The sequence below is a fragment of the Massilia sp. IC2-477 genome (genome assembly GCF_020707265.1).
Lineage (GTDB): Bacteria > Pseudomonadota > Gammaproteobacteria > Burkholderiales > Burkholderiaceae_D > Telluria.
In genome coordinates this window covers 85,790-108,536 of record NZ_JAJFEQ010000006.1, presented here as the reverse complement: position 1 = coordinate 108,536, position 22,747 = coordinate 85,790, and the positions used below count along the sequence as shown (strand labels likewise).

The following is a 22,747-nucleotide window of genomic DNA, read 5'->3' as shown; positions in this document are numbered from 1 at the left end:
ACATGACGAACCCTGCCTCCCAACGCCTGCCTGCCTTCGATACCGGTCCCCTGTCCTGGGTGATTGGCGAGATCCGCGACGCGCTGGGACGCTCGGGCACCGCCCTACGCGACGCCGCCAACCGCAGCATCGAGGCGCAGCCGACCCTGCTGCTGCACGCAAAGACCCACCTGCACCAGGCGCATGGCGCGCTGCAGCTGGTGGACGTCGAGGGCGTGTCGGTGCTGGGCGGCGCGGCCGAGCGGCTGATCGACCGCTTCAAGGATGGCCAGCAGGCCTGCACGCCGGACTCGGTGAAAGTGATCCAGGATGCCTACCAGGCCCTGGTCGAATACCTCGACGAACTGCTGGCGGGCAGCCCGCAGCAGCCGGCGCGCCTGTTCCCGTATTACCGCGACCTGCAGGAAAAGCTGGGTGTCGAACGCATCCACCCGTCCGACCTGCTGCCCGCCGACCTGGGCAAGGACGCCGATCTGCAGGCGCCGGCGCTTGGCGCCGCACCGGACATCGCGGCCTGCCGTGCGCGCTTCGAAAAATCGCTGCTGCCCTACCTGAAGAGCGGCGAGGCGCAGCACGCGGCCGGCATGCGCGACGCCCTGGCGCCGATCGCCGCCAGCCAGGAGGAGCCGCGCGCGCGCCTGTTCTGGCAGGCGATGCACGCCTTTGCCGGCGTGGTGGCCGATGCCGCGGTCGAGAGCGACCTGTATGTGAAACAGCTGCTGGGCCAGGTCAACCTGCAGTTGCGCCGCCTGACGCAGGGGCAGGGCGGCACCCCGGATGCGATGCTGCGCGACGCGCTGTTCTTCGTTGCCGCAGCCAGCCAGCCGAACGCCGACGCCCAGCGCCTGCGCCAGGCCTGCGGCCTGGACGGCCTGGTGCCGCACGATTATGCGGCGCGGCGCTACGGCCGCATCGACCCGGCCGCCTTGCAGGAAGCGCGCGACGCGCTGGCGCGCACCAAGTCCGACTGGGACCGCATCGCCAGCGAAGGCGATCTCGGGGTCAAGGAAGATTTCAACCAGCAGCTGTCGCGCCTGGCCGGCGCCAGCGAGAAGTTGGGCGCCCCGGCGCTGGCCCAGCTGATGCGCGAACTCGGGCGCGCCGCCACGGATGCGATGCAGGCCGGCCGCAGCGACGACTTCGGGCTCGAGATGGCGACCGCCATGCTGTTCGTCGAGAATGGCCTGGACCAGCTGCGCCAGCTGCCCGAGGACTTCGCCGCGAACGCGGAAAGCGTGGGCGCGCGGCTGCTGGCCCTGGCCGCCGGCGAAACCCCGCCGGACGCCCCGCAGTGGCAGGGCGAGCTGGCGCGCCAGATCCAGCAGGGCCAGACCGTGGCGGTGCTGGCCGGCGAGATCAAGGCGGGCCTGCGCCAGGTCGAAAAGCTGCTCGACGAGTACTACGACAAACCGGGCAAGCGCGAAGTGCTGCTGCAGGCCGAGCCGGTGCTGCACCAGCTGCAGGGCGCGCTGGCCATCCTCGACCAGGACCAGGCAGTGCAGGCCGCGCGTCATGTCGCCGGCGAAGTCAAGCTGCTCGCGACCAGCGACGGCGAGGTAACGACCCAGTCGGCGGTGCTGCACAACATCGCCCAGAACATCGGCGCGCTCGGCTTCTTCACCGACCTGCTGGCCCAGAACAGCGAGGCGGCCAAGGGGCGCTTCACCTTCGACCTGGACAAGCGCCTGCTGCGGGAGCTGCCCTTCGAATTCGTCGAGGCGGCGCCGGACACTGCGGCGCCCGAGCCAGCGCCGCAGGAAGCGACGATCGAATCCGAGCTGCTCGAGATCTTCATCCTGGAAGCGCAGGAAGTGCTCGGCTTCGTGCTCGATACCTTGCCGCTGGCCGAGAGCAACCCGGCCAGCCAGGAAACCCTGACCCTGCTGCGCCGCTCCTTCCATACGCTCAAGGGCAGCAGCCGCATGGTCAACCTGGAGCGCTTCGCCGAAGGCGCGGCCGCGGTCGAACGGGTGATGAACCTGTGGCTGGCCGAGTCGCGCAGCGCCACGCCGGAGCTCCTGGACCTGCTGCGCCGGGCGCACGCGGAACTGTCCGATTGGGTGGCCGACCTGGTCGCCGCCGGCGCGTCCGAACGCGACAGCGCGGACCTGGTGGCGGCCGCCACGCGCGTGCAGGAGGGCGGTGCGCCCGCGCTCGAGCCGGAACCGGCAGCGCAGCCTGATACCAAACGCATCGGCGAACTGGAGATTCCGCTCGGCCTGTACACCATCTACCTCGACGAAACCGAGGGCCTGGTGGAGGCGCTGGCCGACGATTTCGGGGCTGGACGGCACGCTTCGCCGGAGGCCCTGAAGGCGGCGCACACGCTGGCCGGTACCTCGTCCACGGTCGGTTATGCCGCGCTGCGCGACCTCGCCCATGCGCTGGAGCTGGTACTGGAAAAACTGGCAGCGCCAGGCCCGCTGCTCGACGACAGCGGGCGTGCGCTGCTGGATACGACCCTGGCGCGCGTGCGCAGCATGCTGCAGGTGTTCGCCCTGGGCGAACTGGCCCCCGGCCAGCCGGAGCTGATCGATCAACTCGCCCAGCTGGAGGAAGGGCTGGCAGGCCAGCAGGCTGCCAGCGTGTACGGCGGGGCCGATCCGGCGCTGGCGCACCAGCTCGATGCGCTGTTCGCCGCCGCCTACGACGAACTGCTGGCATCGCCCCCGGTACTGGTGCAGACGCCCGCCATGCGCGCGGCCGAGGAAAAGGCGAGCGCGGTCGACGAGATCGACGACCTGTTCGACACCTTCCTCGACGACGCCTTCGCCGCCCCCGCGCTCGACCAGGCGGCGCCGGCGCAAGCGCAGCCCGCCTTTGTGCCGGTCACGCCGGACGAAGCCGTGCTGGAAGCGGCGCCGGAATCCGTGCCGGCCGAGCCGCAGCCCGAGCCGGAACCTGAGCCGGCACCCGAACCCGCGTCGGAATCGGTCGCTGCGCCGGAGGACAGCGTGCTGGCCACGGTCCCGGTCTTCACCGACGAACTCGACCCGGACCTGCTGCCGGTCTTCCTGGAAGAGGGCGCCGACCTGTTCCCGCAAATCGGCAACGGCCTGCGCCAGTGGCAGCAGAACCCGCAGGACCACGGCATCGCCCAGGGCCTGCAGCGCGCGCTGCACACCGTGAAGGGCAGCGCCCGCATGGCCGGCGCCATGCGCCTGGGCCAGCATACCCACGAGCTGGAAACCCAGATCGAGAACATGGTGCATGCCGGGACCACAACGCCGGCAGCATTCGATGAACTGCTGGCCAACTATGACAGTGCGCTGCTGCTGTTCGAACAACTGCAGCGGCCGGCCAGCCCTGCCGGACAAGCCGCGGCGCCGGCGCCGGCCGAGCAGCCGGGCGCGCGCGCGCCGCTGGTGCGGGTGCGCGCCGACCTGCTCGACCGCGTCGTCAACGGGGCGGGCGAAGTGTCGATCGCCCGCTCGCGCCTGGAGAACCAGGTGGGCACGCTCAAGGGCGCGCTGTCGGACTTCTCGGACAACCTCGACCGCCTGCGGCGCCAGATGCGCGAGATCGAGATGCAGGCCGAATCGCAGATCGCCTCGCGCCTGTCGATCGCCGGCGAACGCGAATTCGACCCGCTCGAGTTCGACCGCTTCACCCGCCTGCAGGAATTGACGCGCATGATGGCCGAGAGCGTGAACGACGTCGAAGCCTTCCACGAAAGCCTGTCGCGCACGGTGGACAGCGCGCAGGAAGACCTGGCGGCGCAGTCGCGCATGACGCGCGACCTGCAGCGCGACCTGATGCGGGTGCGCATGGTGCCCTTCGCCAGCCTGTCGGAACGCCTGTTCCGGGTGGCGCGCCAGACCGCGAAGGAACTCGAGAAGCGCGTCAACCTCGACATCCGCGGCGGCGCGGTGGAAATCGACCGCAGCGTGCTGGAACAGATGGCCGCGCCTTTCGAACACCTGCTGCGCAATGCGATCGTGCACGGCATCGAGGACCGCACGGCGCGCCTCGAGCAGGGCAAGCCTGAAACCGGCGAAGTGCTGGTGCAGGTGAGCCAGCACGGCAACGAAGTGGCGATCGTGTTCGGCGACGATGGCGCTGGCCTCGACCTGGAGCGTATCCGTAGCAAGGCGCGTGCGCTGGGCCTGGTGGGGCAGGATGCGCAGGTATCGGACCACGAGGCCGCCGAACTGATCTTCGAGCCCGGCTTCTCGACCGCCGACACCCTGACCGAACTGGCCGGCCGCGGCGTCGGCATGGACGTGGTGCGTTCCGAAGCGCAGGCGCTGGGCGGCCGCGTGGTGGTCTCGACCGAACCCGGCAAGGGCACGCGCTTCTCGATCCACCTTCCCCTGACGCTGGCGGTGGCCCAGGTGGTGCTGGTGGCCAGCGGCGGGCGCACGCACGCGCTGCCCTCGACCCTGGTCGAGCAGGTCATGCAGGTGCGCGATACCGAGCTCGCTGTCGCCCAGGCCGCGGGATCGATTGCCGTGTCGGGCCAGCCGCATGCGCTGCATGCAATCGACGTGCTGCTCGGCGAGGGGAATGGCGGTGCGCCTCAGCGTGTGAATCCGGTGCTGGTCGTGCATGGCGCGGGCGGCCGCATCGCGCTGCGCGTGGACGAGGTGCTGGGCAACCGCGAGGTCGTGGTCAAGAACATCGGCCCGCAGCTGTCAAAAGTGCCGGGCATCGCCGGCGCCACCGTGCTGGGCACGGGCGAGATCGTCCTGATCCTCGATCCGGTGCTGCTGGCCCAGCGCCCGGCCGCGCCGGTCGCGGTCCAGGCCGAGGAAGCGCCGGCGAAGCGCGCGACCATCATGGTGGTCGACGATTCGATCACCGTGCGCCGCGTCACCCAGCGTTTGCTGGAGCGCGAAGGCTATGCCGTGATGCTGGCCAAGGACGGCGTCGACGCGCTCGAGCAGATCGAGCACTTCAGGCCGGACCTGATGCTGGTCGATATCGAGATGCCGCGCATGGACGGCTTCGACCTGACGCGCGAAATCCGCGCCCAGGAGGCAACCAGGGGTATTCCCGTCATCATGATCACCTCGCGGACGGCGGACAAGCACCGCAACTATGCGCTGGGCCTGGGCGTGAATGCCTACTTTGGCAAGCCGTATCAGGAGCCGGTGCTGGTGGCGGCGATCGAAAGTCTGCTGGAGAAGTAGTAGGGTGGGCAGGTCTCCTGCCCACGCGGTCAAATCACGGTGATGCGACCTGTGCGTTTTTTCTATTGCAGGCTGACCGCGTGGGGTGAGTCGTGCCTGTGGCACGACTCACGAGCCGCCCACCCTACGAAAATTGGCTGCTGGTCTTTTTCACGACAGCGAACCGTTCCAGCGTGCGCTTCCTGGCTGCGTCATGATCGACCACGGGCAGGGGATAATCCCTCCCCAGCACCACGCCTTTCTCCGCCAGCACGTCCGTATCCACCAGCCACGGCGCATGAATCTCCTTCGCGCCGAGCCTTTCCAGCGCCGGCACCCACGCCCGAATGAACTCTCCCTGCGCATCGAAACGCTGCGACTGCGCCACCGGGTTGAAGATCCTGAACCACGGCTGCGCGTCGCAGCCGGTGGAGGCGGCCCACTGCCAGCCGCCGTTGTTCGAGGCCAGGTCGTAGTCGTTCAGCTTGAGCGCAAAGTAGCGCTCTCCGCGCCGCCAGTCGATCCCCAGGTCCTTGGTGAGAAAACTCGCGCTCACCATGCGCAGCCGGTTGTGCATGAAGCCCGTCCGGTTGAGCTGCGCCATGGCCGCGTCCACCAGCGGATAGCCGGTGCGGCCCTCGCACCAGGCTGAAAAAAGTTCATCGTCCTGCTCCCACGCGATCGCATCGAAAGCCGGCTTGAACGAGCACGTCACCACCTGCGGATTACGCGCCAGGATCATCGAATAGAAATCGCGCCAGATGAGTTCCGACAGCCAGACGGTAGCGCCGGATCCGCCGGCGCCGTTCTCGATCATCTGGCGCGCCGTGCGGACCAGGTGGCGGATCGAGGTGGTGCCGAAGCGCAGGTGGGCCGACAGGCGCGAGGTGCCGTCCTCCGCGGGGAAATCCCGGGCCTGCCCGTAGTCCGCGATGTGCGACACGAAACGCTCGAACAGTTCCTCCGCGCCTTCCATCCCGGCCGGCAGCGGCGGCTCGCCCGGCTCGAAGCCGATCTCTGACAGCGAGGGCAGGGCGGACGACCCCAGCGGCGGCGCGAAGGCATGGGCGTAGGGATCGACCGGGTAGGATGCCAGCGCCTCCGGCATCGCCGCCAGGCGCTTGAGCCAGGCGTTCTTGTAGGGCGTGAACACCGAGAACGGTCCTCCCGCCAGCGTTCGTACCTCGTCCTGCTCGAAGATGACCTGGTCCTTCAGACTCAGAAATTTCCGACCGTCATTGGATAAACGCTCCGCCATTTGTGCGTCACGTTCTACCGCGTCGGGTTCATAATCGGCACATACCAACACCGCGTCGACAGCCAGTTCGGTGGCGAGCGCCGGGATCACTTCAAGAGGGCGGCCCTGCCGCACAATCAGATAAGCGCCGAGCCGACGAAGTTCGGCGTCGAGGCTGGCCAGGCTGGCGTGAATGAACCGCACACGGCGGTCGTCGCGCGGCAGCGGGTCCAGAATGTCGCTGTCATACACAAAAACGCAGTACACACGGTTGGACGACGTCAATGCCCGGTGCAGGGCTGCATGGTCGAATGCCCGCAGGTCGCGCCGGAACCAGACCAAAGAATTGCTCATTTTCATCATCGTGTGCAGGGTCAAAGTGGCGGCCGATTTTACTGGGTAGGATTCTTCCTAACGAAACCTGAGCGCAGCATGGCGGGACAGAGACGGGACGCCGCCCGCAGCCCCAACCGGAGCATATCGGGGCGCTTCCAGAGGTCCGGGTGCGATTCGGTGTAAACTATCGAAAAGCGTAATGTTGTTTTGTGGCTACTTCGATGTTTCAAACGGTTATTAACCAGAGTGAGCCCATGTGAGAGCAAGCGTATGAAAAAAAGCAAAGTTGGCAGCACTCTACCGATGCCCGGCATGCCACCGGAAAACGACGAAACGCTCGGTAAGATCGGCCCGGCTTCTTCCGGCCTGAACCTTGCCAACCATTTCCTGATCGCGATGCCCTCGATCCAGGACCCGATCTTCGGCGGCACCGTCGTCTACATCTGCGAGCACAACGAAAAGGGCGTGCTCGGGGTGGTGATCAACAAGCCGACCGACATGACGATGGAAGTCCTGTTCGACCGCGTCGACCTGAAACTGGCCCCGGGGCTGCGTTCCTCGGTGGTGGACCAGCCGATCATGTTCGGCGGCCCGGTCCAGGACGACCGCGGCTTCGTCCTGCATTCGCCGGGCGGACGCTACTCGTCCTCGCTGACCGTCACCGACGACGTCGCCTTCACCACCTCGATCGACGTGCTGGAAGCGGTCGCCAGCGGCGCCGGCCCGCACCGCATGCTGGTGTCGATCGGCTATGCCGGCTGGAGCCCGGGACAGCTGGAGGAAGAAATCTCGCGCAACGGCTGGCTCACCGTGGGCGCCGATGCGAAAGTCCTGTTCGACCTGCCGATCGACGAACGCTATACCGCCGCTATCAAACTGCTGGGGATCGACCCACTTATGCTCGCGACCGAAGCCGGCCATGCATAAGCGGCATCCCGAACAACCTACTGCGCGTCGCAGGCGCGGCCTGCGATGCTCGCCGTACTCAAGTACGGCTGCGCTTCTCGACCACGCCTGCTTCCGCTCGCTACGGTTCTTCGGGATGCCGTTCTGAAATGACGGAGATTGTTTTTGGTTTTGATTTCGGGGTGAAGCGCATTGGCATTGCCATGGGCAACACCCTGACTGGACAAGCCCAAGCGTTGACCGTCATCAAGGCGGTCGACAACGCCACCCGTTTCCAGGTTATCGGCGACCTGATCAATGAATGGAAGCCGGCCCGCCTCATCGTGGGCGAGCCGCGCCATCCCGACGGCGCCGAGCACGACATGACGCTGCGCAGCCGGCGCTTCGCCAACCAGCTTCACGGCCGCTTCAGCCTGCCCGTCGAACTCGTCGACGAGCGCTACTCTTCCGCCGTCATCCCGCAAAAGCGCGGCGAGATCATCGACGCCAAGGCGGCCGCCATCATTTTGCAACAATACTTTGACTCCCATGCCAACATCTAATCAAGAGTACGACGCGGAGGCGCTGTACCGCGAGCTGCTGGGCCAGGTCCGTGCGGGGCTGGACGGCGTGCCGGATGCCGCCATCGTCGGCATCCACTCGGGCGGCGCCTGGCTGGCCGAACGCCTGGCGAAAGACCTCGACCTGACCAGCCGCTTCGGCACCATCGACGTCTCGTTCTACCGCGACGACTACGCCAAAAAGGGCCTGCATCCGGACGTGAAGCCGACCCACATCCGCTTCGCGGTCGACGGCGCCACCATCGTGCTGGTGGACGACGTGCTCCAGACCGGCCGCACCGTGCGCGCCGCGATCAACGTGCTGTTCGACTATGGCCGTCCGAGCTGCATCCGCCTGGCGGCCCTGGCCGACCGCGGCGGACGCGAACTGCCGGTGGCGCCTGACTATGTCGGCACCCGCGCCGAACTGGCGCCGCACCAGTCGCTGTGCCTGCAGCGCGGCGACGCCGGCCAACTCTCGCTGACCATTGAAGAAGACCAGTCCGACAATGCCGAAACTGTTTAACAACCCGCAACTGAACAAGAACGGCGAGCTGCAGCACCTGCTCACCATCGAGGGCCTGCCGAAGTCGGTCATCAACCACATCCTCGACACCGCGTCGAGCTTCGTGGGCATCTCGGACCGCGAAGTCAAGAAGGTGCCGCTCATGCGCGGCAAGAGCGTGTTCAACCTGTTCTTCGAAAACAGCACGCGCACCCGCACCACCTTCGAGATCGCGGCCAAGCGCCTGTCGGCCGACGTCATCAACCTGAACATCCAGGCTTCCTCGGCCAGCAAGGGCGAGTCGCTGCTGGACACCATCGACAACCTGTCGGCCATGCACGCCGACATGTTCGTGGTGCGCCATTCGCAGTCGGGCGCGCCCTACCTGATCGCCAAGCACCTGATCGAGACCAACCAGTCGCACGTGCACGTGGTGAACGCCGGCGACGGCCGCCACGCGCACCCGACCCAGGGCCTGCTCGACATGTACACGATCCGCCACTACAAGAAGGACTTCACCAACCTGCGGGTGGCGATCGTCGGCGACATCCTGCACAGCCGCGTGGCCCGTTCGGACATCCATGCGCTGACCACCCTCGGGGTGCCGGAAGTGCGCGCGATCGGTCCGCACACCCTGCTGCCGGGCGGCCTGGCTGAGATGGGCGTGCGCACCTTTACCAACATGGACGAGGGCCTGAAGGACGTCGACGTCATCATCATGCTGCGCCTGCAGAACGAACGCATGAGCGGCGCGCTGCTGCCCTCGGCGCAGGAATACTTCAAGAGCTACGGCCTGACCCCGGAACGCCTGGCGCTGGCCAAGCCGGACGCGATCGTGATGCACCCGGGCCCGATGAACCGCGGCGTCGAGATCGACTCGGCGGTGGCCGACGGCAGCCAGGCGGTGATCCTGCCGCAGGTGACCTTCGGTATTGCGGTGCGCATGGCAGTGATGAGCATTTTGGCGGGAGGTAGGGCTTGAAAATCGCACGGATGAAACTTCATATTAAAAACGGGCGAGTGATCGACCCGGCGAACGGCGTCGACCTCGTACAAGACCTCTTTATTGCCGACGGCGTGATTGCCGCCCTCGGCAGCGCGCCCGAGGGCTTCACGGCCGACCAGACCATCGACGCGAGCGGCCTGGTGGTCGCTCCCGGCCTGGTCGACCTGTCCGCGCGGCTGCGCGAGCCGGGCTACGAATACAAGGCGACGCTGGAATCGGAAATGCAGGCGGCGATGCAGGGCGGTGTGACCACCCTGGTGTGCCCGCCGGACACCGACCCGGTGCTGGACGAACCGGGCCTGGTCGAGATGCTCAAGCACCGCGCCCGCATCCTGGACAAGGCCAGCGTGCACCCGCTGGGCGCGCTGACCATGGGCCTGAAGGGCCAGTCGCTGACCGAGATGGCCGAGCTGACCGAAGCCGGCTGCATCGGCTTCGCGCAGGCCGAGGAACCGGTGCTGGACACCACCGTGCTGCTGCGCGCCATGCAATACGCGAAAACCTTCGGCTACACCGTGTGGCTGCGTCCTCAGGACCCGCACATCGGCCGCGGCGGCGTGGCCCACAGCGGCCCGCTGGCATCGCGCCTGGGTCTGTCGGGCGTGCCGGTGATGTCCGAGACCATCGCGCTGCACACCATTTTCGAGCTGATGCGCGCCACCGGCGCCCGCGTACACCTGTGCCGCATGTCCTCCGCAGCCGGTCTGGCGCTGGTCGCCGCCGCCAAGAAGGAAGGCCTGGCGGTCAGCTGCGACGTCGGCGCGCACCACCTGCACATGACCGATGCCGACATCGGCTTCTTCGACCCGAACGCGCGCTTCAACCCGCCGCTGCGCGGCCAGCGCGACCGCGATGCGATCCGCAACGCCCTGCTGGACGGCACCGTGGACGCAATCTGTTCGGACCATACCCCGGTGGACGACGACGAAAAGCTGCTGCCCTTCGCCGAGGCGACCCCGGGCGCGACCGGCCTGGAGCTGCTGCTGTCGCTGAGCCTGAAGTGGGCCGAGGAGCAGCGCGGCGCCGACGCCCTGGCGCAGGCGCTGGCCAAGGTCACCGTCGAACCGGCGCGCATTGCCGGCCTGCCTGCGGGCACGCTGTCGGTGGGCGGTACGGCCGACGTGGTCGTGTTCGATCCGGATGCGCGCTGGAAGGTAGAGCGCAAGGCACTGGCCAGCCAAGGCAAGCACACCCCCTTCCTCGGCTACGAGCTGGCAGGGCAGGTGCGCGCGACGGTCGTGCGCGGCCGCGTGGCCTTCCAGCGCTGAGCAGGCAGGCCCTGGCGGCCTGCCCATCGTTCTCGTCCCGTGAAGATCCGCTTAGCCCTGCGCCTCGCGCGCGTCGTGGTCCACCTGGTGGCGGGCCTGGCGACCAGCGCGCTGGTGTTCCCGCTCGCATCCCACGCCATGCGCGAGCGCCTGACGCGGCGCTGGTCGAGGAAGCTCCTCGGCCTGTGCCGCGTCACGGTCGAGCAGCGGCCGGGCGCACCCGTACTGGACCACGCGCTGATCGTCGCCAACCACGTCTCCTGGCTCGACATCTTCGTCATCAACGCCCTGCATCCCTGCCGCTTCGTGGCCAAGGCCGAGATCCGCTCCTGGCCGGTACTGGGCTGGCTGGCCGCCGCCGCCGGCACCGTGTTCATCGCGCGCGGCAACCGGCGCGAGCTGCGCCACATCTTCAAGGGCCTGGTCACGGTGCTCGAAGACGGCCAGCGCGTCGCCTTGTTCCCGGAAGGGACCACCGCACAGCAGGGCGAGGTGCTGCCCTTCCACGCCAACCTGTTCGAAGCCGCCATCGATGCGAAGGTGGCGGTGCAGCCCTATGCGCTGTCCTACGTGGACGCGTCCGGCGCTTTCCACCACTCGGTCGACTACGTCGGCGACACCACCTTTGTCGACAGCCTGTTCACGATCCTGCAGGGTGAACCCGTGCGCGCGCGCCTGCAGCCGCTGGCGCCGATCGATAGCGTCGGGGCGCACCGGCGCGAGCTGGCGCAGGCTGCCCAGGATGCGGTAGCGGCAGCCCTGGCTGGTGGAGGCAATATCAAGGCCGGCGCCTCTACCGGCTAAGGTCCCTCGCCCTCAATCGAAACCGGCCAGCGGCGGCAAGCCGATTGCCCGGCGCCGTTTGTTCAGGCTCTTGCCGTCTTCGACAGGCGCCAGCTTGCCGCTTCCAAAATCCGACTCCGTGCCGTAACGCTGCGGTTTACCCTGCCGCACCAGGGTTCGGTCCACCAGCCACGCCAGATACTCGTTCGATATCTCGCCGCGCCGATTGGCCGCCTGTATCACGGGCAGGTATTTCAACTGGTAGGGAAGTTCGGCGTGCTGGATGATAAAGAAGGCCGACCGGGCCGCGCGCTTGTTGTCGAGTCTTCCGGGCCAGCCACAGCGGTCGATCAGCCGATCGAGTTCGGCCTGGTTCTTTTCGTCCGTCGCCAGGATGGCATTCTCGATGCGTTCTTTTTCGGCCGGGTCGACACTCGCTTTCCGATGCTCGAGTTCGAGGATCTGGATATACCGGCCACGCAAAGCCTGATCCTGGTCGAGCATGTCGGCATATTTTTTGGCGAGCGCCGTCTTGTCGCAGTCGACCGCACGTGCATTGGCCGGCAACAGGAAGCTCGAGACGGTGGCGAGGACAAGTAGGAGGATTTTCACGCTGTGGGAATTCTGTTAGTGGACCGACAAGCTAGCACATCGCGTTCGCTGGAAAGACACGCTTTGTCACGGGGGAAGGGGGGCTCTCGTCTGTGATATGGCAGTCGTATCACAGAACAATAATTCATATATTGGACATCTCACAGAGGAGGGCGCATGCTGGTGCTTTGCCCAGCAAGCAGTTCGAGGAGACCACTATGCCCACTTACCGTTCCCGCACCACCACCCAGGGCCGCAACATGGCCGGCGCCCGCGCCCTGTGGCGCGCCACCGGCATGAAGGACGGCGACTTCGAGAAGCCGATCATCGCGGTGGTGAATTCCTTCACCCAGTTCGTGCCCGGCCACGTGCACCTGAAGGACCTGGGCCAGCTGGTCGCGCGCGAGATCGAGGCGAGCGGCGGCGTGGCCAAGGAATTCAACACCATCGCGGTGGACGACGGCATCGCCATGGGCCATGGCGGCATGCTGTACTCGCTGCCTTCGCGCGACCTGATCGCCGATTCGGTCGAATACATGGTCAATGCCCACTGCGCCGACGCGATGGTGTGCATCTCGAACTGCGACAAGATCACCCCCGGCATGCTGATGGCCGCGATGCGCCTGAATATCCCGGTGGTGTTCGTCTCGGGCGGCCCGATGGAAGCGGGCAAGGTGGTCAAGGTGGTGAATAACGACCGCAAGATCATCAAGCTGGACCTCGTCGACGCCATGATCAAGGCCGGCGACAGCAGCGTGTCGGACGCCGACGTGGCGGAAATCGAGCGCTCGGCCTGCCCGACCTGCGGTTCCTGCTCGGGCATGTTCACCGCGAACTCGATGAACTGCCTGACCGAAGCCCTGGGCCTGTCGCTGCCGGGCAACGGCACCATCGTCGCCACCCACGCCGATCGCAAGGAACTGTTCCTGCGCGCCGGCCGCCTGATCGTCGACATCGCCAAACGCCACTACGAAGGGGACGATTATTCGGTGCTGCCGCGCTCGATCGCGACCAAGGCCGCCTGGGAAAATGCGATGGCGCTCGACGTCTCGATGGGCGGATCGACCAACACCGTGCTGCACCTGCTGGCGGCGGCGCACGAAGCGGGCGTGGACTTCACCATGGCCGACATCGACCGCATCTCGCGCAAGGTGCCCTGCCTGTGCAAGGTGGCGCCGATGACCGACAAGTACCACATCGAGGACGTGCACCGCGCTGGCGGCATCGTCGCCATCCTGGGCGAACTGGCGCGCGCCGGGCTGCTGGACACCTCGCTCCCGACGGTGCACAGCGCCACGATGGGCGAGGCGATCGAGAAGTACGACATCAAGCGCAGCGACGACCGCGCCGTGCACCAGCTGTTCCGCGCCGCGCCCGGCGGGGTGCCGACCCAGGTCGCGTTCTCGCAATCCGAGCGCTTCGAAGCGAACGACCTGGACCGCAGCACGGGCTGCATCCGCGACCGCGAGCACGCCTACTCGCAGGACGGCGGGCTGGCGGTCCTGTACGGGAACATCGCCGAGAAGGGCTGCATCGTCAAGACCGCCGGCGTGGACGAGAGCATCCTGAAATTCTCCGGCAAGGCGCGCGTGTTCGAAAGCCAAGACGCGGCAGTGGAAGGCATCCTGGGCGACACCGTTCATGCAGGCGACGTCGTCATCATCCGCTACGAAGGCCCGAAGGGCGGCCCCGGCATGCAGGAAATGCTGTATCCGACCTCGTACATCAAGTCCAAGGGACTCGGCAAAGCCTGCGCGCTGTTCACGGACGGGCGCTTCTCGGGCGGCTCCTCGGGCCTGGTGATCGGCCACGCCTCGCCGGAAGCGGCCGAAGGCGGTGCGATCGGGCTGGTGGAAGAGGGCGACCTGATCGACATCGACATTCCGGCCCGTACCATCAACCTGCGCGTGAGCTTCGAGGAGCTGGCGCATCGTCGCGCGAACATGGAAGAGCGCGGCGACCAGGCCTGGCAGCCGGTGGGACGCGAGCGCTACGTGTCGCAGGCGCTGCAGGCCTATGCGGCGCTCACCACCTCGGCCGATCGCGGCGCGGTGCGCGATTTGAGCCAGCTGAAACGCTAACGCATACTCGGACCACGAATCCGTAGGGTGGGCGGCTCGTGATTCGTGCCACCGGCACGAATCACCCCACGCGTTCAACTGACGGTTGAACAACCGTGTCGGCCATTTAACTGCTGGTTGAACGCGTGGGCGGGAAACCCGCCCACCCTACAAAAGCGGCGATTATTTCTTCCCGCTGTGCTCCCGGTACTCGGGACAATCCACCTGCAGCAGCGAGCGGTCGTCCAGGCACACCGCCGTCAGCTTCCCGCCCCATACGCAGCCGCTGTCCAGCCCCACCAGGTTGGGCCGCAGCACCAGTCCCAGCGCCGACCAGTGCCCGAACACGACCGTGACGTCGGCCGTCCTGCGCCCCGGCAGGTCGAACCAGGGCACGAGCCCCGAGCCTTCCGGTCCGCTCTCGCTTTCCTTGTGCAGGAAATCCATGCTGCCATCCGGCGCACACAGGCGCATGCGGGTGAGCGCGTTGACGATGCAGCGCAGGCGCGCGATGCCGGTCAGGCTGTCGTCCCATGCATTCGGCTCGTTGCCGTACATCTGTCCCAGGAAATCGATCCAGCCGTCGCCGCGCAGGACGTTTTCCACTTCGTGCGCCAGCGTCATGGTCTGCTGCGCATCCCACTGCGGCGCGACGCCGGCGTGCACCAAGAGGTGCGCATCGACGAACATCGCCAGCGGGCGCTGGCGCAGCCAGGCGATCAGTTCATCGCGGTCGGGAGCGGCGAGGATCTCGTCGAGCGTGTCGGAGCGGCTGGCGCGCTGCGCGCCGACGGCCACCGCGATCAGGTGCAGGTCGTGGTTGCCGAGCAGGGCTTCGACCCGGCCGGGGTGTGCTTCGGACAGCGCCTTCATGCGGCGCAGCGCGGTGAGCGAATCCGGACCGCGGTTGATCAGGTCGCCCACGAACAGGATGCGGGGCTCGGCATGGCCATGCTGCTGCGCGTCGTCGACGATGCGTTCGATCAGGAGTTGGGCTTCGTGGGCACAGCCCTGCAGGTCGCCGATGGCGTAAGTTCTCATGTTGTTCTTATCCCGTCCGGTGATGCGGGAGGTGTGAGGCATTTGCGGATACTAAATGATTTTGCGCGGGCGCGCAGGCTTGCGAAAGCGGCGCCGCGTCGATCGATACTGCGAATCGATGCAGCGCGAATTTGATCCAGTCGAGCGACGTCCGGCAGAATCGCATTTCGGTCCTGATCCGCTCGTCTAATCCGGTACAATGGGCCACCATTCCACGATAAGAGTGCCGTGGTTTTTTCCGCAAAGTCGATAGCGGAAACAACTCGCAGTGTGCACCGAAAGCATAATAAATGTTCTCCTTTTTCGTCAGTTTCGTATCCTGTGCGCTGCTGACCCTGCTAGTGATTAAGTATGCGAAGCGCAATGGTACGGCGCTCGACACCGATTATGGCGGCGTCCAGAAGTTCCACACGCATCTCGTTGCGCGCATCGGCGGCCTGCCGATCTATCTCGCGGTCCTGATTACTTCCGCCATTTCGGCATGGCGCGAACCTTCGCTCGCGGCCTGGCTCGCGCCTTTGCTCGGATGCGCCTGCATTGCAATGGCGGGCGGTATCGTCGAAGACTATACGGGCCGTGTTTCGCCGGCGCGCCGGCTGCTGCTGACAATGCTTGCGGCGCTGCTCGCGTATTACCTGCTCGGCGCAAAACTGGTGCGCCTCGATTTGCCGTGGGGCGTGCTGCCGCTGCAGTTGAACTGGGCGGTGCTGCCGCTGACCGTGCTTGCGGTCGCGGGTATTGCTAACGCGGTGAATATCATCGACGGTTTCAATGGACTGGCGAGCATGGTCAGCATTTGCATGCTGCTGTCGCTGGCTTATGTGGCGCTGCAGGTGGGCGACATGTTCGTGCTGGTGACGGCGCTGATCGTGGCTGGCGCGGCCGCCGGTTTCCTCATCTGGAATTATCCGGTCGGCCTGATCTTCCTCGGCGACGGCGGCGCCTACTTCATCGGCTTCATGCTGGGTGAGCTCGCGCTGCTGCTGGTAATGCGCAATCCGGGCGTGTCCACCTGGTATGCCGCGCTGCTGCTGCTCTATCCCGCATTCGAAACGATATTCTCCGCTTACCGCCGCATGTTCGTGCGCGGTAAATCACCGGCACTGCCGGATGGAATTCATCTGCATAGTTTGATATTCCGCCGCATCGTTCAATGGACGGTGGGACCGCGCGAAGCACGCGCACTCATGAAACGGAACGCGCGCACTTCACCTTATTTATGGCTGTTTTCGCTGATGGCGGTCATTCCGGCGACGGTGTTCTGGAAAAACACCGGCGTGCTCATTTTCTTCAGCTTGTTGTTTATAATCAGTTACCTCTGGTTATATGCGCGTATTGTTCGATTTAAGTCGCCACGCTGGCTATTCCTGCACAAGAAAAAGCGGAATTAAAATATTAGTGTTAGTATGTCGCGACATTTGGTGAGTATCTCGCCCTGCTGTTTCAACCTTGAGTTATAACCTTTCACTAATGAGGGAACGATGATGGATCTGTCTAATATGTCCGTAGGCGATTTGCGCAACCTGCAGGAGCAAATCAAGCAGGAGATGAAAACGCGCGAAGCGCAGGAAGTGCAAAAGGCGCGCGAACAGATTCTGGCAATCGCACAGAGCGTTGGCGTCCCCCTCAAGGATCTGCTGGCAACCGGCGGCCGTGGCACCGCCGCGAAGGGCGGCTCGACCAAGGGCAATACCGTGGCCGTGCGTTACCGCCATCCGGACAATGCATCGCAGCAATGGACTGGCCGTGGCCGCCAGCCGAAGTGGGTCAAGGAATGGGTCGAAGGCGGCAAGTCGCTCGACAAGCTGCGCGTCTGAGCCATTCTTCCGGGCCGGTCAAGCCGGCTTGGTGAGAGCGCGCGAGCGGCCCGTCCGACTCCCCAAGGACGCCGCTTGCCGCTACAATACTCGCATTTGTCATTTCTCCAAGTAGTCACCCCCGATAACCGCCGCCGCTTTGCATCTGCCGCATCTGCCGGCTGCTTGTGCATGCCCGCGCCCCAGTATTCAAGGACATCATGGTTGCTCTCTCCAAAACGATCTTCAAGGCCTATGACATTCGCGGCGTCATCGACAAGACCCTCGACGAAGGCATCGCACGCCACATCGGCCGCGCCTTCGGCAGCGCCGCGCTGGCCAAGGGAGAGCGCAAGGTCGTCATCGGCCGTGATGGCCGCCTGTCAGGCCCGGGCTTGACGGCGGCGCTGGCCGAAGGCCTGCGCGACGCCGGCATCGACGTGATCGACCTCGGCATGGTCGCCACCCCGATGGTCTATTTCGCCACCAACGTGCTCGACACCCGCTCGGGCATCATGGTCACCGGCAGCCATAATCCGCCGGACTACAACGGCTTCAAGATGGTGATGGCGGGCGAGGCGATCTACGGCGACGCCATCCTGGCCCTGCACGACAGCATCGCAGCGTATGACGGCAAGGTCGCCGAACAGCGCGGCGGCTACTCGACCCACGATATCCGCAGCGCCTACCTCGAGCGCATCATTGGCGACGTCAAGATCGCACGCCCGATCAAGATCGCGGTCGACTGCGGCAACGGCGTGGCCGGCGCCTTTGCTCCGGATCTGTTCCGCGGCATGGGCTGCGAGGTCGTCGAACTGTTCTGCGAAGTGGACGGCCACTTCCCGAACCACCACCCGGACCCGGCGCACCCGGAAAACCTGCAGGACCTCATCAAGGCGCTGCAGGACACCGATGCCGAGATCGGCCTGGCCTTCGATGGCGACGGCGACCGCCTCGGCATCGTCACCAAGGATGGCCAGATCATCTTCCCGGACCGCCAGATGATGCTGTTCGCATCGGACGTCCTGTCGCGCAACCCGGGCGCCGAGATCCTGTACGACGTCAAGTGCACCCGCCACCTCGCTCCCTGGATCGAGAAAGCCGGCGGCCGTCCACTGATGTGGAAGACCGGGCACTCGCTGGTCAAGGCCAAGCTGAAGGAAACCGGCGCCCCGCTGGGCGGCGAAATGAGCGGCCACATCTTCTTCAAGGACCGCTGGTACGGCTTCGACGACGGCCTGTACTCTGGGGCGCGCATGCTCGAGATCCTGACGAAGGAAGCCGATCCGTCGAAGCTGCTCAACAGCCTGCCAATCGCGTCCAGCACCCCGGAACTGCACCTGCACCTGAAGGAGGGCGAGAACTTCGCCCTGATCGACAGCCTGCGTGCCAACGCCACCTTCCCGACCTCGGAAAAAATCAACGGCATCGACGGCCTGCGCGTGGAATACCCGGACGGCTTCGGCCTGGCCCGTTCCTCGAACACCACCCCGGTCGTGGTCCTGCGCTTCGAGGGCGAGAACCCGGAAGCGCTGGCCCGTATCCAGGGCGAGTTCAAAAAGGTGATCCTGGCCGCCAAGCCGGACGCGGAACTGCCATTCTGATCCTTAGGAACCGCGCTTGAAGATCCTGCTGGTGCGCGTGTCGTCGCTGGGCGACGTGCTGCACAACCTGCCGATGGTGGCCGACATCCTGCGCCACCATCCCGGCGCCACCATCGACTGGGTGGTGGAAGAGGGCTATACCAGCCTGTTGCGCCTGAACCCGCACGTGCGCAAGATCATCCCCTGGGCCCTGCGCCGCTGGCGCAAGAGCCTCGGCAAGGCGGAGACGCGGGCCGAGATCAAGGCCTTCTTCCGCAACCTGCGCGAAGAGGAATACGACCTCGTGTTCGATACCCAGGGCCTGCTCAAGACCGGCATCATCATGGGCGCCGCACGCACGGTGCGTGGCGGGCGCAAGGTCGGCCTGGCCAACGGCAGCGAAGGTTCGGGCTACGAGGGTATCTCGCGCATCTTCCATACCCACAGCATTCCCCTGAACCCGCGCACCCATGCGGTGGCGCGTGGCCGCATGGTGGCCGGTGCGGCGCTCGGCTATAGCGTCGACCATGCGCCCGATTTCGGCCTGCCGGCGCCGCAAGCGTCTTCACGCCCGGCCTTCCTGCCGCGCGAAGACTACGCCGTGTTCTTCCACGGGACCGCGCGCGACGCCAAGCGCTGGTCACGCGAGAACTGGATCGCCCTGGGACAGGCGCTGGCGCCGATGCCCGTGCTGCTGCCCTGGGGTTCGCGCCAGGAGCAGGAGGAAGCCGAGGCGATGGCCGCCGGCCTGCCGAACGCACGGGTGCTGCCGAAACTGTCGATGATGGATGCGGTGGCGCTGGCCCAGCATGCACGCCTCGCGGTCGGCGTGGATACGGGACTGACCCACATCGCCGCCGCCTTCGTGCGTCCGACGGTCGAAATCTACTGCGATTCGCCGAAGTGGAAGACCGAGGGCAACTGGTCGGATCGCATCGTCAACCTGGGCGACCTGGGTGCGCCGCCGTCCGCGCATGAAGTCATCGCCGCCGCACGGCGCCTGCTGGAGGCCGTGTGAAGCGCTGGATGTACTCGCTGGCCTGGTGGCTGGCGCTGCCGCTGGTATTCGCGCGCCTCTGGTGGCGCGGGCGCCAGGAGCCTGGCTACCGCGCGCACTGGGCCGAGCGCCTGGGCTTTCCCAGCGCCGCCCCGTCGAACCGCCTGACCCTCTGGGTGCACGCCGTCTCGGTTGGCGAAACCCGCGCTAGCGAACCGCTGGTGGAGGCGCTGCTCGCTGCCTATCCTGACTGCCGCATCCTGCTCACCCACATGACCCCGACCGGGCGCGCCACCGGCAAGTCCCTGTTCGGCCGCCATGGCGAGCGCCTGGTCCAGTCCTACCTGCCGTACGACACCGGGTTCATGGTGGGCCGCTTCCTGCGCCGCTTCAATCCGCGTGTGTGCATCCTGATGGAGACCGAGGTCTGGCCGAACCTGATCGCCGGCTGCGCACGCAGCGGCGTGCCGGTGGCGCTGGTGAATGCGCGCCTGTCCGAACGCTCGCTCAGGCGCGGCCAGAAGATGGGGACCTTGATGACGGATGCGGCGCGCGCCATCACGCTGGTCGCCGCGCAGACCGATGCCGATGCAGGCCGCATCCGTTCGCTCGGTGCGCCGCGGGTGGCCGTCACCGGCAGCATCAAGTTCGACGTGGTGCCGCCGCAGGCCGCGCTGGACAAGGGCGCCTGGCTGCGCGCGCAGATTGGCGATCGTCCCGTGTTCCTGTGCGCCAGCACGCGAGAGGGCGAGGAAGCCCTGATCCTGGACGCCTGGCAGCGTGTGGCCGACAAGCCACGCGGTGCCTTGCTGGCGATCGTGCCGCGCCATCCACAGCGTTTCGACGAGGTCGAGAAGATGGTCGGCGCGCGTGGTTTGAGCCTGGTGCGCCGTTCGCGCCTCGAGAATGGCATCGGCGGCGCCGACGTCCTGCTGGGTGACTCGATGGGCGAGATGTTCGCCTACTACGCCGCCTGCGACTGTGCCTTCATCGGCGGCAGCCTGATGCCGCTCGGCGGGCAGAACCTGATCGAGGCCTGCGCCCTCGGCAAACCGGTGCTGGTGGGCGCGCACACCTTCAACTTCGCCCAGGCGACCGAGGAGGCCGTGCTTGACGGTGCGGCCTTGCGCGTACCGGACGCCGACGCCTTGATCGCAGCCGCACTACGCCTGCTCGAAGACGGCGCCGCACGCGCCGGCATGGGCGCGCACGCGCTGGCGTTCGCGGGTCGCCACCGCGGCGCGACCCTGCGCACTGTTGAACTCCTGCGACAACTAATCGGGTAGGTTTTGTTACCATTCCGGTTCGAGCTCGGATAATAACCAGGGGATGCGCTATGTTGTCGTTTAATCACCCGAGGCCTGTCAACAGCAACAAACCCGTCGCCGCGCTGGTGCAAGAGCAGGCCGACGACAAGGTGCTGCACATGTCTGTGAGTGATGGACCGGCGGACGTACCGGTGTCATCCGCTGCGCCTGCGCTTCCCTTATCCGAACTGCATTTCTTCGTGCGCTATACCCTCGGCGAATATCTCAGCTTCATGTGGGAGCACGGTGGGTTTCTCATCCGCCGCCGTCGCATCCGCTTTCCTGCCAGCCTCTACCTTCGCCTGAAGAGCACCCTGAGCGCGGCGCTCCATTTCATCATGCTCGGGCGCGGACGCCGCACCTACGAGTTCACCATCGACCAGCACGGCATCGTGCGCACCAGCGGGGGCGTTACCCTGATCGGGTGGGAAGATGTGATCGCGGTGCGCACCTACACGCGCGGGTTCATGATGGTGCTCAAGCGGGGGACACTGCCGCTGCCGTTCCGGGCGCTGTCGGAAGCGCAGACGGGGGCGATGCGGGAGTTGGCGGCTGCACGCCGCGATGCGCTTCTGTAGGGTGGGCGGGGTAATTTCGGGCAATGCCCGGAATTACGAACGCCCACGCGTTCAACTAGCAGCAAGATCATCCGACGCGACAACGAAGCCGTTAGCGATCACCGCGTGGGCGGGAGACCCGCCCACCCTACGATTCGCGGCAAATCCAATGTATCAGGTCAATCGGTAAACAGCACCGGCATCTCGTGCGACCGCTTCTTGAGCGCCAGCCGCGCCCCGTCGTAATCCGGATACACCTCGCCCACCGTCGCCCAGAAAGCCGGGCTGTGGTTCATCTCGCGCAGGTGCGCCAGTTCGTGCACCACGACGTAGTCCACCAGCGAAGGCGTGTAGTGGATCAGGCGCCAGTTCAGGCGGATATTCCCTTCGATCGTGCACGAGCCCCAGCGCGTGCCTGCCGAGGACAGCGAAAACGCCCGGTAGCTCACGTTCAGCTGCGGCGCGAAGAAGTCCAGGCGCTCCTTGAACAGTTTGTTGGCCTCGGCCTGGAACCACAGCTTGACGCGTTCCTTGAGCTGCCATTCCGACAGGCCCGGCACCACGCCGATCCACAATTCGCTGCTCGCCGCGTCGAACTGGCAGTGGCTGCGCTCCGCTTCTTCCAGACGCAGGGTGATCTCGCCGCCCAGGTAGGGCAGGCGCGCACCATCCTTCCATTCGACCGGCGCGCGTTCCTGGTGCCGGGCGCGGCGTTCGCCGCGTTCCAGCAGCTTGGTCAGGATCCAGCGCTGCTTGGCGCGGATCGCGTTGTCGATATCGAGCTGGCTGCAACGGCGCGGCGCGGTCACGCGCAAGCCGTCGTCGTCGATCATGAAACCGATCGAGCGGCGCGACGAGCGGCGCAGGGCGTAGTCGACGGTGTGGGCCCCGAGCACGATGCGCTTGAGGGGCGGTTCCCCGTCGGCGACCGGCGGGGCCGGGATCAGGTGGCGTGGCGCCGGAGGCGGCGCCTTGAAGAGGGGTTGGGCGGGCGGGGCCGGTTTATCCGAGGGCCTGAGCGCCGCGAAAAAATCCTGTGCAAACAGTTCCAGCTGGTGCCCGTCGATCTTGGAGGAGCTCATGTCTTGCTGCGGTTTCGAATTCCTGATCTGGGCGCTGACGTC

18 protein-coding genes are annotated in these 22,747 nt (G+C 66.1%); 14 read left to right on the top strand and 4 right to left on the bottom strand.

The window, feature by feature from the left end; genetic code table 11:
- The first annotated feature begins 2 nt into the window (after positions 1-2).
- Positions 3-5,132, top strand: a complete 5,130-nt coding sequence (locus LK542_RS13800) for an Hpt domain-containing protein (protein ID WP_227812335.1) — start codon at positions 3-5, stop codon at positions 5,130-5,132.
- A 124-nt stretch (positions 5,133-5,256) separates the two neighbouring features.
- Here LK542_RS13800 and LK542_RS13795 read toward each other — a convergent pair whose 3' ends face one another.
- Entirely contained in the window at positions 5,257-6,708 is a 1,452-nt protein-coding gene (locus LK542_RS13795) for a deoxyribodipyrimidine photo-lyase (protein ID WP_227812530.1), read from the bottom strand.
- A gap of 288 nt (positions 6,709-6,996) precedes the next feature.
- On the opposite strand from LK542_RS13795, the gene LK542_RS13790 reads away from it, so the two are divergent.
- From LK542_RS13790 to LK542_RS13765, 6 genes are all read left to right on the top strand, one after another.
- Complete coding sequence (locus tag LK542_RS13790; protein WP_227801661.1) at positions 6,997-7,611, top strand: YqgE/AlgH family protein; 615 nt, start codon at positions 6,997-6,999, stop codon at positions 7,609-7,611.
- 128 nt (positions 7,612-7,739) lie between these two features.
- On the top strand, positions 7,740-8,132 hold the full coding sequence (gene ruvX / locus LK542_RS13785; protein ID WP_227812334.1) for a Holliday junction resolvase RuvX: 393 nt from the start codon (positions 7,740-7,742) through the stop codon (positions 8,130-8,132).
- Positions 8,119-8,655 (top strand): bifunctional pyr operon transcriptional regulator/uracil phosphoribosyltransferase PyrR, encoded by a 537-nt coding sequence (gene pyrR / locus LK542_RS13780; protein ID WP_227801658.1) that lies wholly within the window; start codon positions 8,119-8,121, stop codon positions 8,653-8,655. The genes ruvX and pyrR overlap by 14 nt, the downstream gene beginning before the upstream one ends.
- Entirely contained in the window at positions 8,639-9,616 is a 978-nt protein-coding gene (locus tag LK542_RS13775) for an aspartate carbamoyltransferase catalytic subunit (protein ID WP_227801657.1), read from the top strand. The genes pyrR and LK542_RS13775 overlap by 17 nt, the downstream gene beginning before the upstream one ends.
- An 11-nt stretch (positions 9,617-9,627) precedes the next feature.
- Positions 9,628-10,908, top strand: coding sequence for a dihydroorotase (locus LK542_RS13770; RefSeq protein ID WP_227812333.1), 1,281 nt, complete (start codon positions 9,628-9,630; stop codon positions 10,906-10,908).
- 39 nt (positions 10,909-10,947) lie between these two features.
- Positions 10,948-11,712 carry a 1-acylglycerol-3-phosphate O-acyltransferase gene (locus LK542_RS13765; RefSeq protein ID WP_227812332.1) on the top strand — a complete coding sequence of 255 codons (765 nt, stop codon included), beginning with the start codon at positions 10,948-10,950 and terminating at the stop codon, positions 11,710-11,712.
- A gap of 12 nt (positions 11,713-11,724) precedes the next feature.
- Here LK542_RS13765 and LK542_RS13760 read toward each other — a convergent pair whose 3' ends face one another.
- Positions 11,725-12,303, bottom strand: a complete 579-nt coding sequence (locus tag LK542_RS13760) for a DUF6624 domain-containing protein (RefSeq protein WP_227812331.1) — start codon at positions 12,301-12,303, stop codon at positions 11,725-11,727.
- Positions 12,304-12,500: 197 nt separating this feature from the next.
- On the opposite strand from LK542_RS13760, the gene ilvD reads away from it, so the two are divergent.
- Positions 12,501-14,363: a dihydroxy-acid dehydratase gene (gene ilvD / locus LK542_RS13755; RefSeq protein WP_227812330.1), complete on the top strand. Its 1,863-nt coding sequence runs from the start codon at positions 12,501-12,503 to the stop codon at positions 14,361-14,363.
- 162 nt (positions 14,364-14,525) lie between these two features.
- On the opposite strand, the gene LK542_RS13750 is transcribed toward ilvD, so the two are convergent.
- The gene (locus tag LK542_RS13750; RefSeq protein ID WP_227812329.1) at positions 14,526-15,383 is read right to left on the bottom strand and encodes a symmetrical bis(5'-nucleosyl)-tetraphosphatase; all 858 of its coding nucleotides are present in this window, start codon (positions 15,381-15,383) and stop codon (positions 14,526-14,528) included.
- A 290-nt stretch (positions 15,384-15,673) separates the two neighbouring features.
- On the opposite strand from LK542_RS13750, the gene LK542_RS13745 reads away from it, so the two are divergent.
- The 6 genes from LK542_RS13745 to LK542_RS13720 all read left to right on the top strand — a co-directional run bounded on the left by LK542_RS13745 (position 15,674) and on the right by LK542_RS13720 (position 21,644).
- Positions 15,674-16,774, top strand: coding sequence for a glycosyltransferase family 4 protein (locus LK542_RS13745; RefSeq protein ID WP_227812328.1), 1,101 nt, complete (start codon positions 15,674-15,676; stop codon positions 16,772-16,774).
- A gap of 93 nt (positions 16,775-16,867) precedes the next feature.
- Positions 16,868-17,200 carry an H-NS family nucleoid-associated regulatory protein gene (locus LK542_RS13740; RefSeq protein ID WP_227802085.1) on the top strand — a complete coding sequence of 111 codons (333 nt, stop codon included), beginning with the start codon at positions 16,868-16,870 and terminating at the stop codon, positions 17,198-17,200.
- Between the two features lie 200 nt (positions 17,201-17,400).
- The gene (locus LK542_RS13735) at positions 17,401-18,783 is read left to right on the top strand and encodes a phosphomannomutase/phosphoglucomutase (protein WP_227812327.1); all 1,383 of its coding nucleotides are present in this window, start codon (positions 17,401-17,403) and stop codon (positions 18,781-18,783) included.
- Between the two features lie 16 nt (positions 18,784-18,799).
- Complete coding sequence (gene waaC, locus LK542_RS13730) at positions 18,800-19,780, top strand: lipopolysaccharide heptosyltransferase I (protein ID WP_227812326.1); 981 nt, start codon at positions 18,800-18,802, stop codon at positions 19,778-19,780.
- Positions 19,781-19,788: 8 nt separating this feature from the next.
- Positions 19,789-21,045: a lipid IV(A) 3-deoxy-D-manno-octulosonic acid transferase gene (gene waaA, locus LK542_RS13725; RefSeq protein WP_227812529.1), complete on the top strand. Its 1,257-nt coding sequence runs from the start codon at positions 19,789-19,791 to the stop codon at positions 21,043-21,045.
- A 50-nt stretch (positions 21,046-21,095) separates the two neighbouring features.
- Complete coding sequence (locus tag LK542_RS13720; RefSeq protein WP_227812325.1) at positions 21,096-21,644, top strand: YcxB family protein; 549 nt, start codon at positions 21,096-21,098, stop codon at positions 21,642-21,644.
- A 158-nt stretch (positions 21,645-21,802) separates the two neighbouring features.
- Here LK542_RS13720 and LK542_RS13715 read toward each other — a convergent pair whose 3' ends face one another.
- Positions 21,803-22,705: a M48 family metallopeptidase gene (locus tag LK542_RS13715; RefSeq protein WP_227812324.1), complete on the bottom strand. Its 903-nt coding sequence runs from the start codon at positions 22,703-22,705 to the stop codon at positions 21,803-21,805.
- Between the last annotated feature and the right edge of the window lie 42 nt (positions 22,706-22,747).

Excerpts from the sequence above, each read along its gene's own strand:
- LK542_RS13770 (WP_227812333.1), top strand. The coding sequence starts at position 9,628 with ATGAAACTTCATATTAAAAACGGGCGAGTGATCGACCCGGCGAACGGC.
- LK542_RS13775 (WP_227801657.1), top strand. The coding sequence starts at position 8,639 with ATGCCGAAACTGTTTAACAACCCGCAACTGAACAAGAACGGCGAGCTG.
- LK542_RS13800 (WP_227812335.1), top strand. The coding sequence starts at position 3 with ATGACGAACCCTGCCTCCCAACGCCTGCCTGCCTTCGATACCGGTCCC.
- ruvX (WP_227812334.1), top strand. The coding sequence starts at position 7,740 with ATGACGGAGATTGTTTTTGGTTTTGATTTCGGGGTGAAGCGCATTGGC.
- ilvD (WP_227812330.1), top strand. The coding sequence starts at position 12,501 with ATGCCCACTTACCGTTCCCGCACCACCACCCAGGGCCGCAACATGGCC.
- LK542_RS13795 (WP_227812530.1), bottom strand. The coding sequence starts at position 6,708 with ATGAAAATGAGCAATTCTTTGGTCTGGTTCCGGCGCGACCTGCGGGCA.
- LK542_RS13735 (WP_227812327.1), top strand. The coding sequence starts at position 17,401 with ATGGTTGCTCTCTCCAAAACGATCTTCAAGGCCTATGACATTCGCGGC.
- LK542_RS13715 (WP_227812324.1), bottom strand. The coding sequence starts at position 22,705 with ATGAGCTCCTCCAAGATCGACGGGCACCAGCTGGAACTGTTTGCACAG.
- LK542_RS13740 (WP_227802085.1), top strand. The coding sequence starts at position 16,868 with ATGGATCTGTCTAATATGTCCGTAGGCGATTTGCGCAACCTGCAGGAG.
- LK542_RS13720 (WP_227812325.1), top strand. The coding sequence starts at position 21,096 with ATGTTGTCGTTTAATCACCCGAGGCCTGTCAACAGCAACAAACCCGTC.
- LK542_RS13750 (WP_227812329.1), bottom strand. The coding sequence starts at position 15,383 with ATGAGAACTTACGCCATCGGCGACCTGCAGGGCTGTGCCCACGAAGCC.
- pyrR (WP_227801658.1), top strand. The coding sequence starts at position 8,119 with ATGCCAACATCTAATCAAGAGTACGACGCGGAGGCGCTGTACCGCGAG.
- LK542_RS13745 (WP_227812328.1), top strand. The coding sequence starts at position 15,674 with ATGTTCTCCTTTTTCGTCAGTTTCGTATCCTGTGCGCTGCTGACCCTG.
- LK542_RS13790 (WP_227801661.1), top strand. The coding sequence starts at position 6,997 with ATGCCACCGGAAAACGACGAAACGCTCGGTAAGATCGGCCCGGCTTCT.
- waaA (WP_227812529.1), top strand. The coding sequence starts at position 19,789 with ATGTACTCGCTGGCCTGGTGGCTGGCGCTGCCGCTGGTATTCGCGCGC.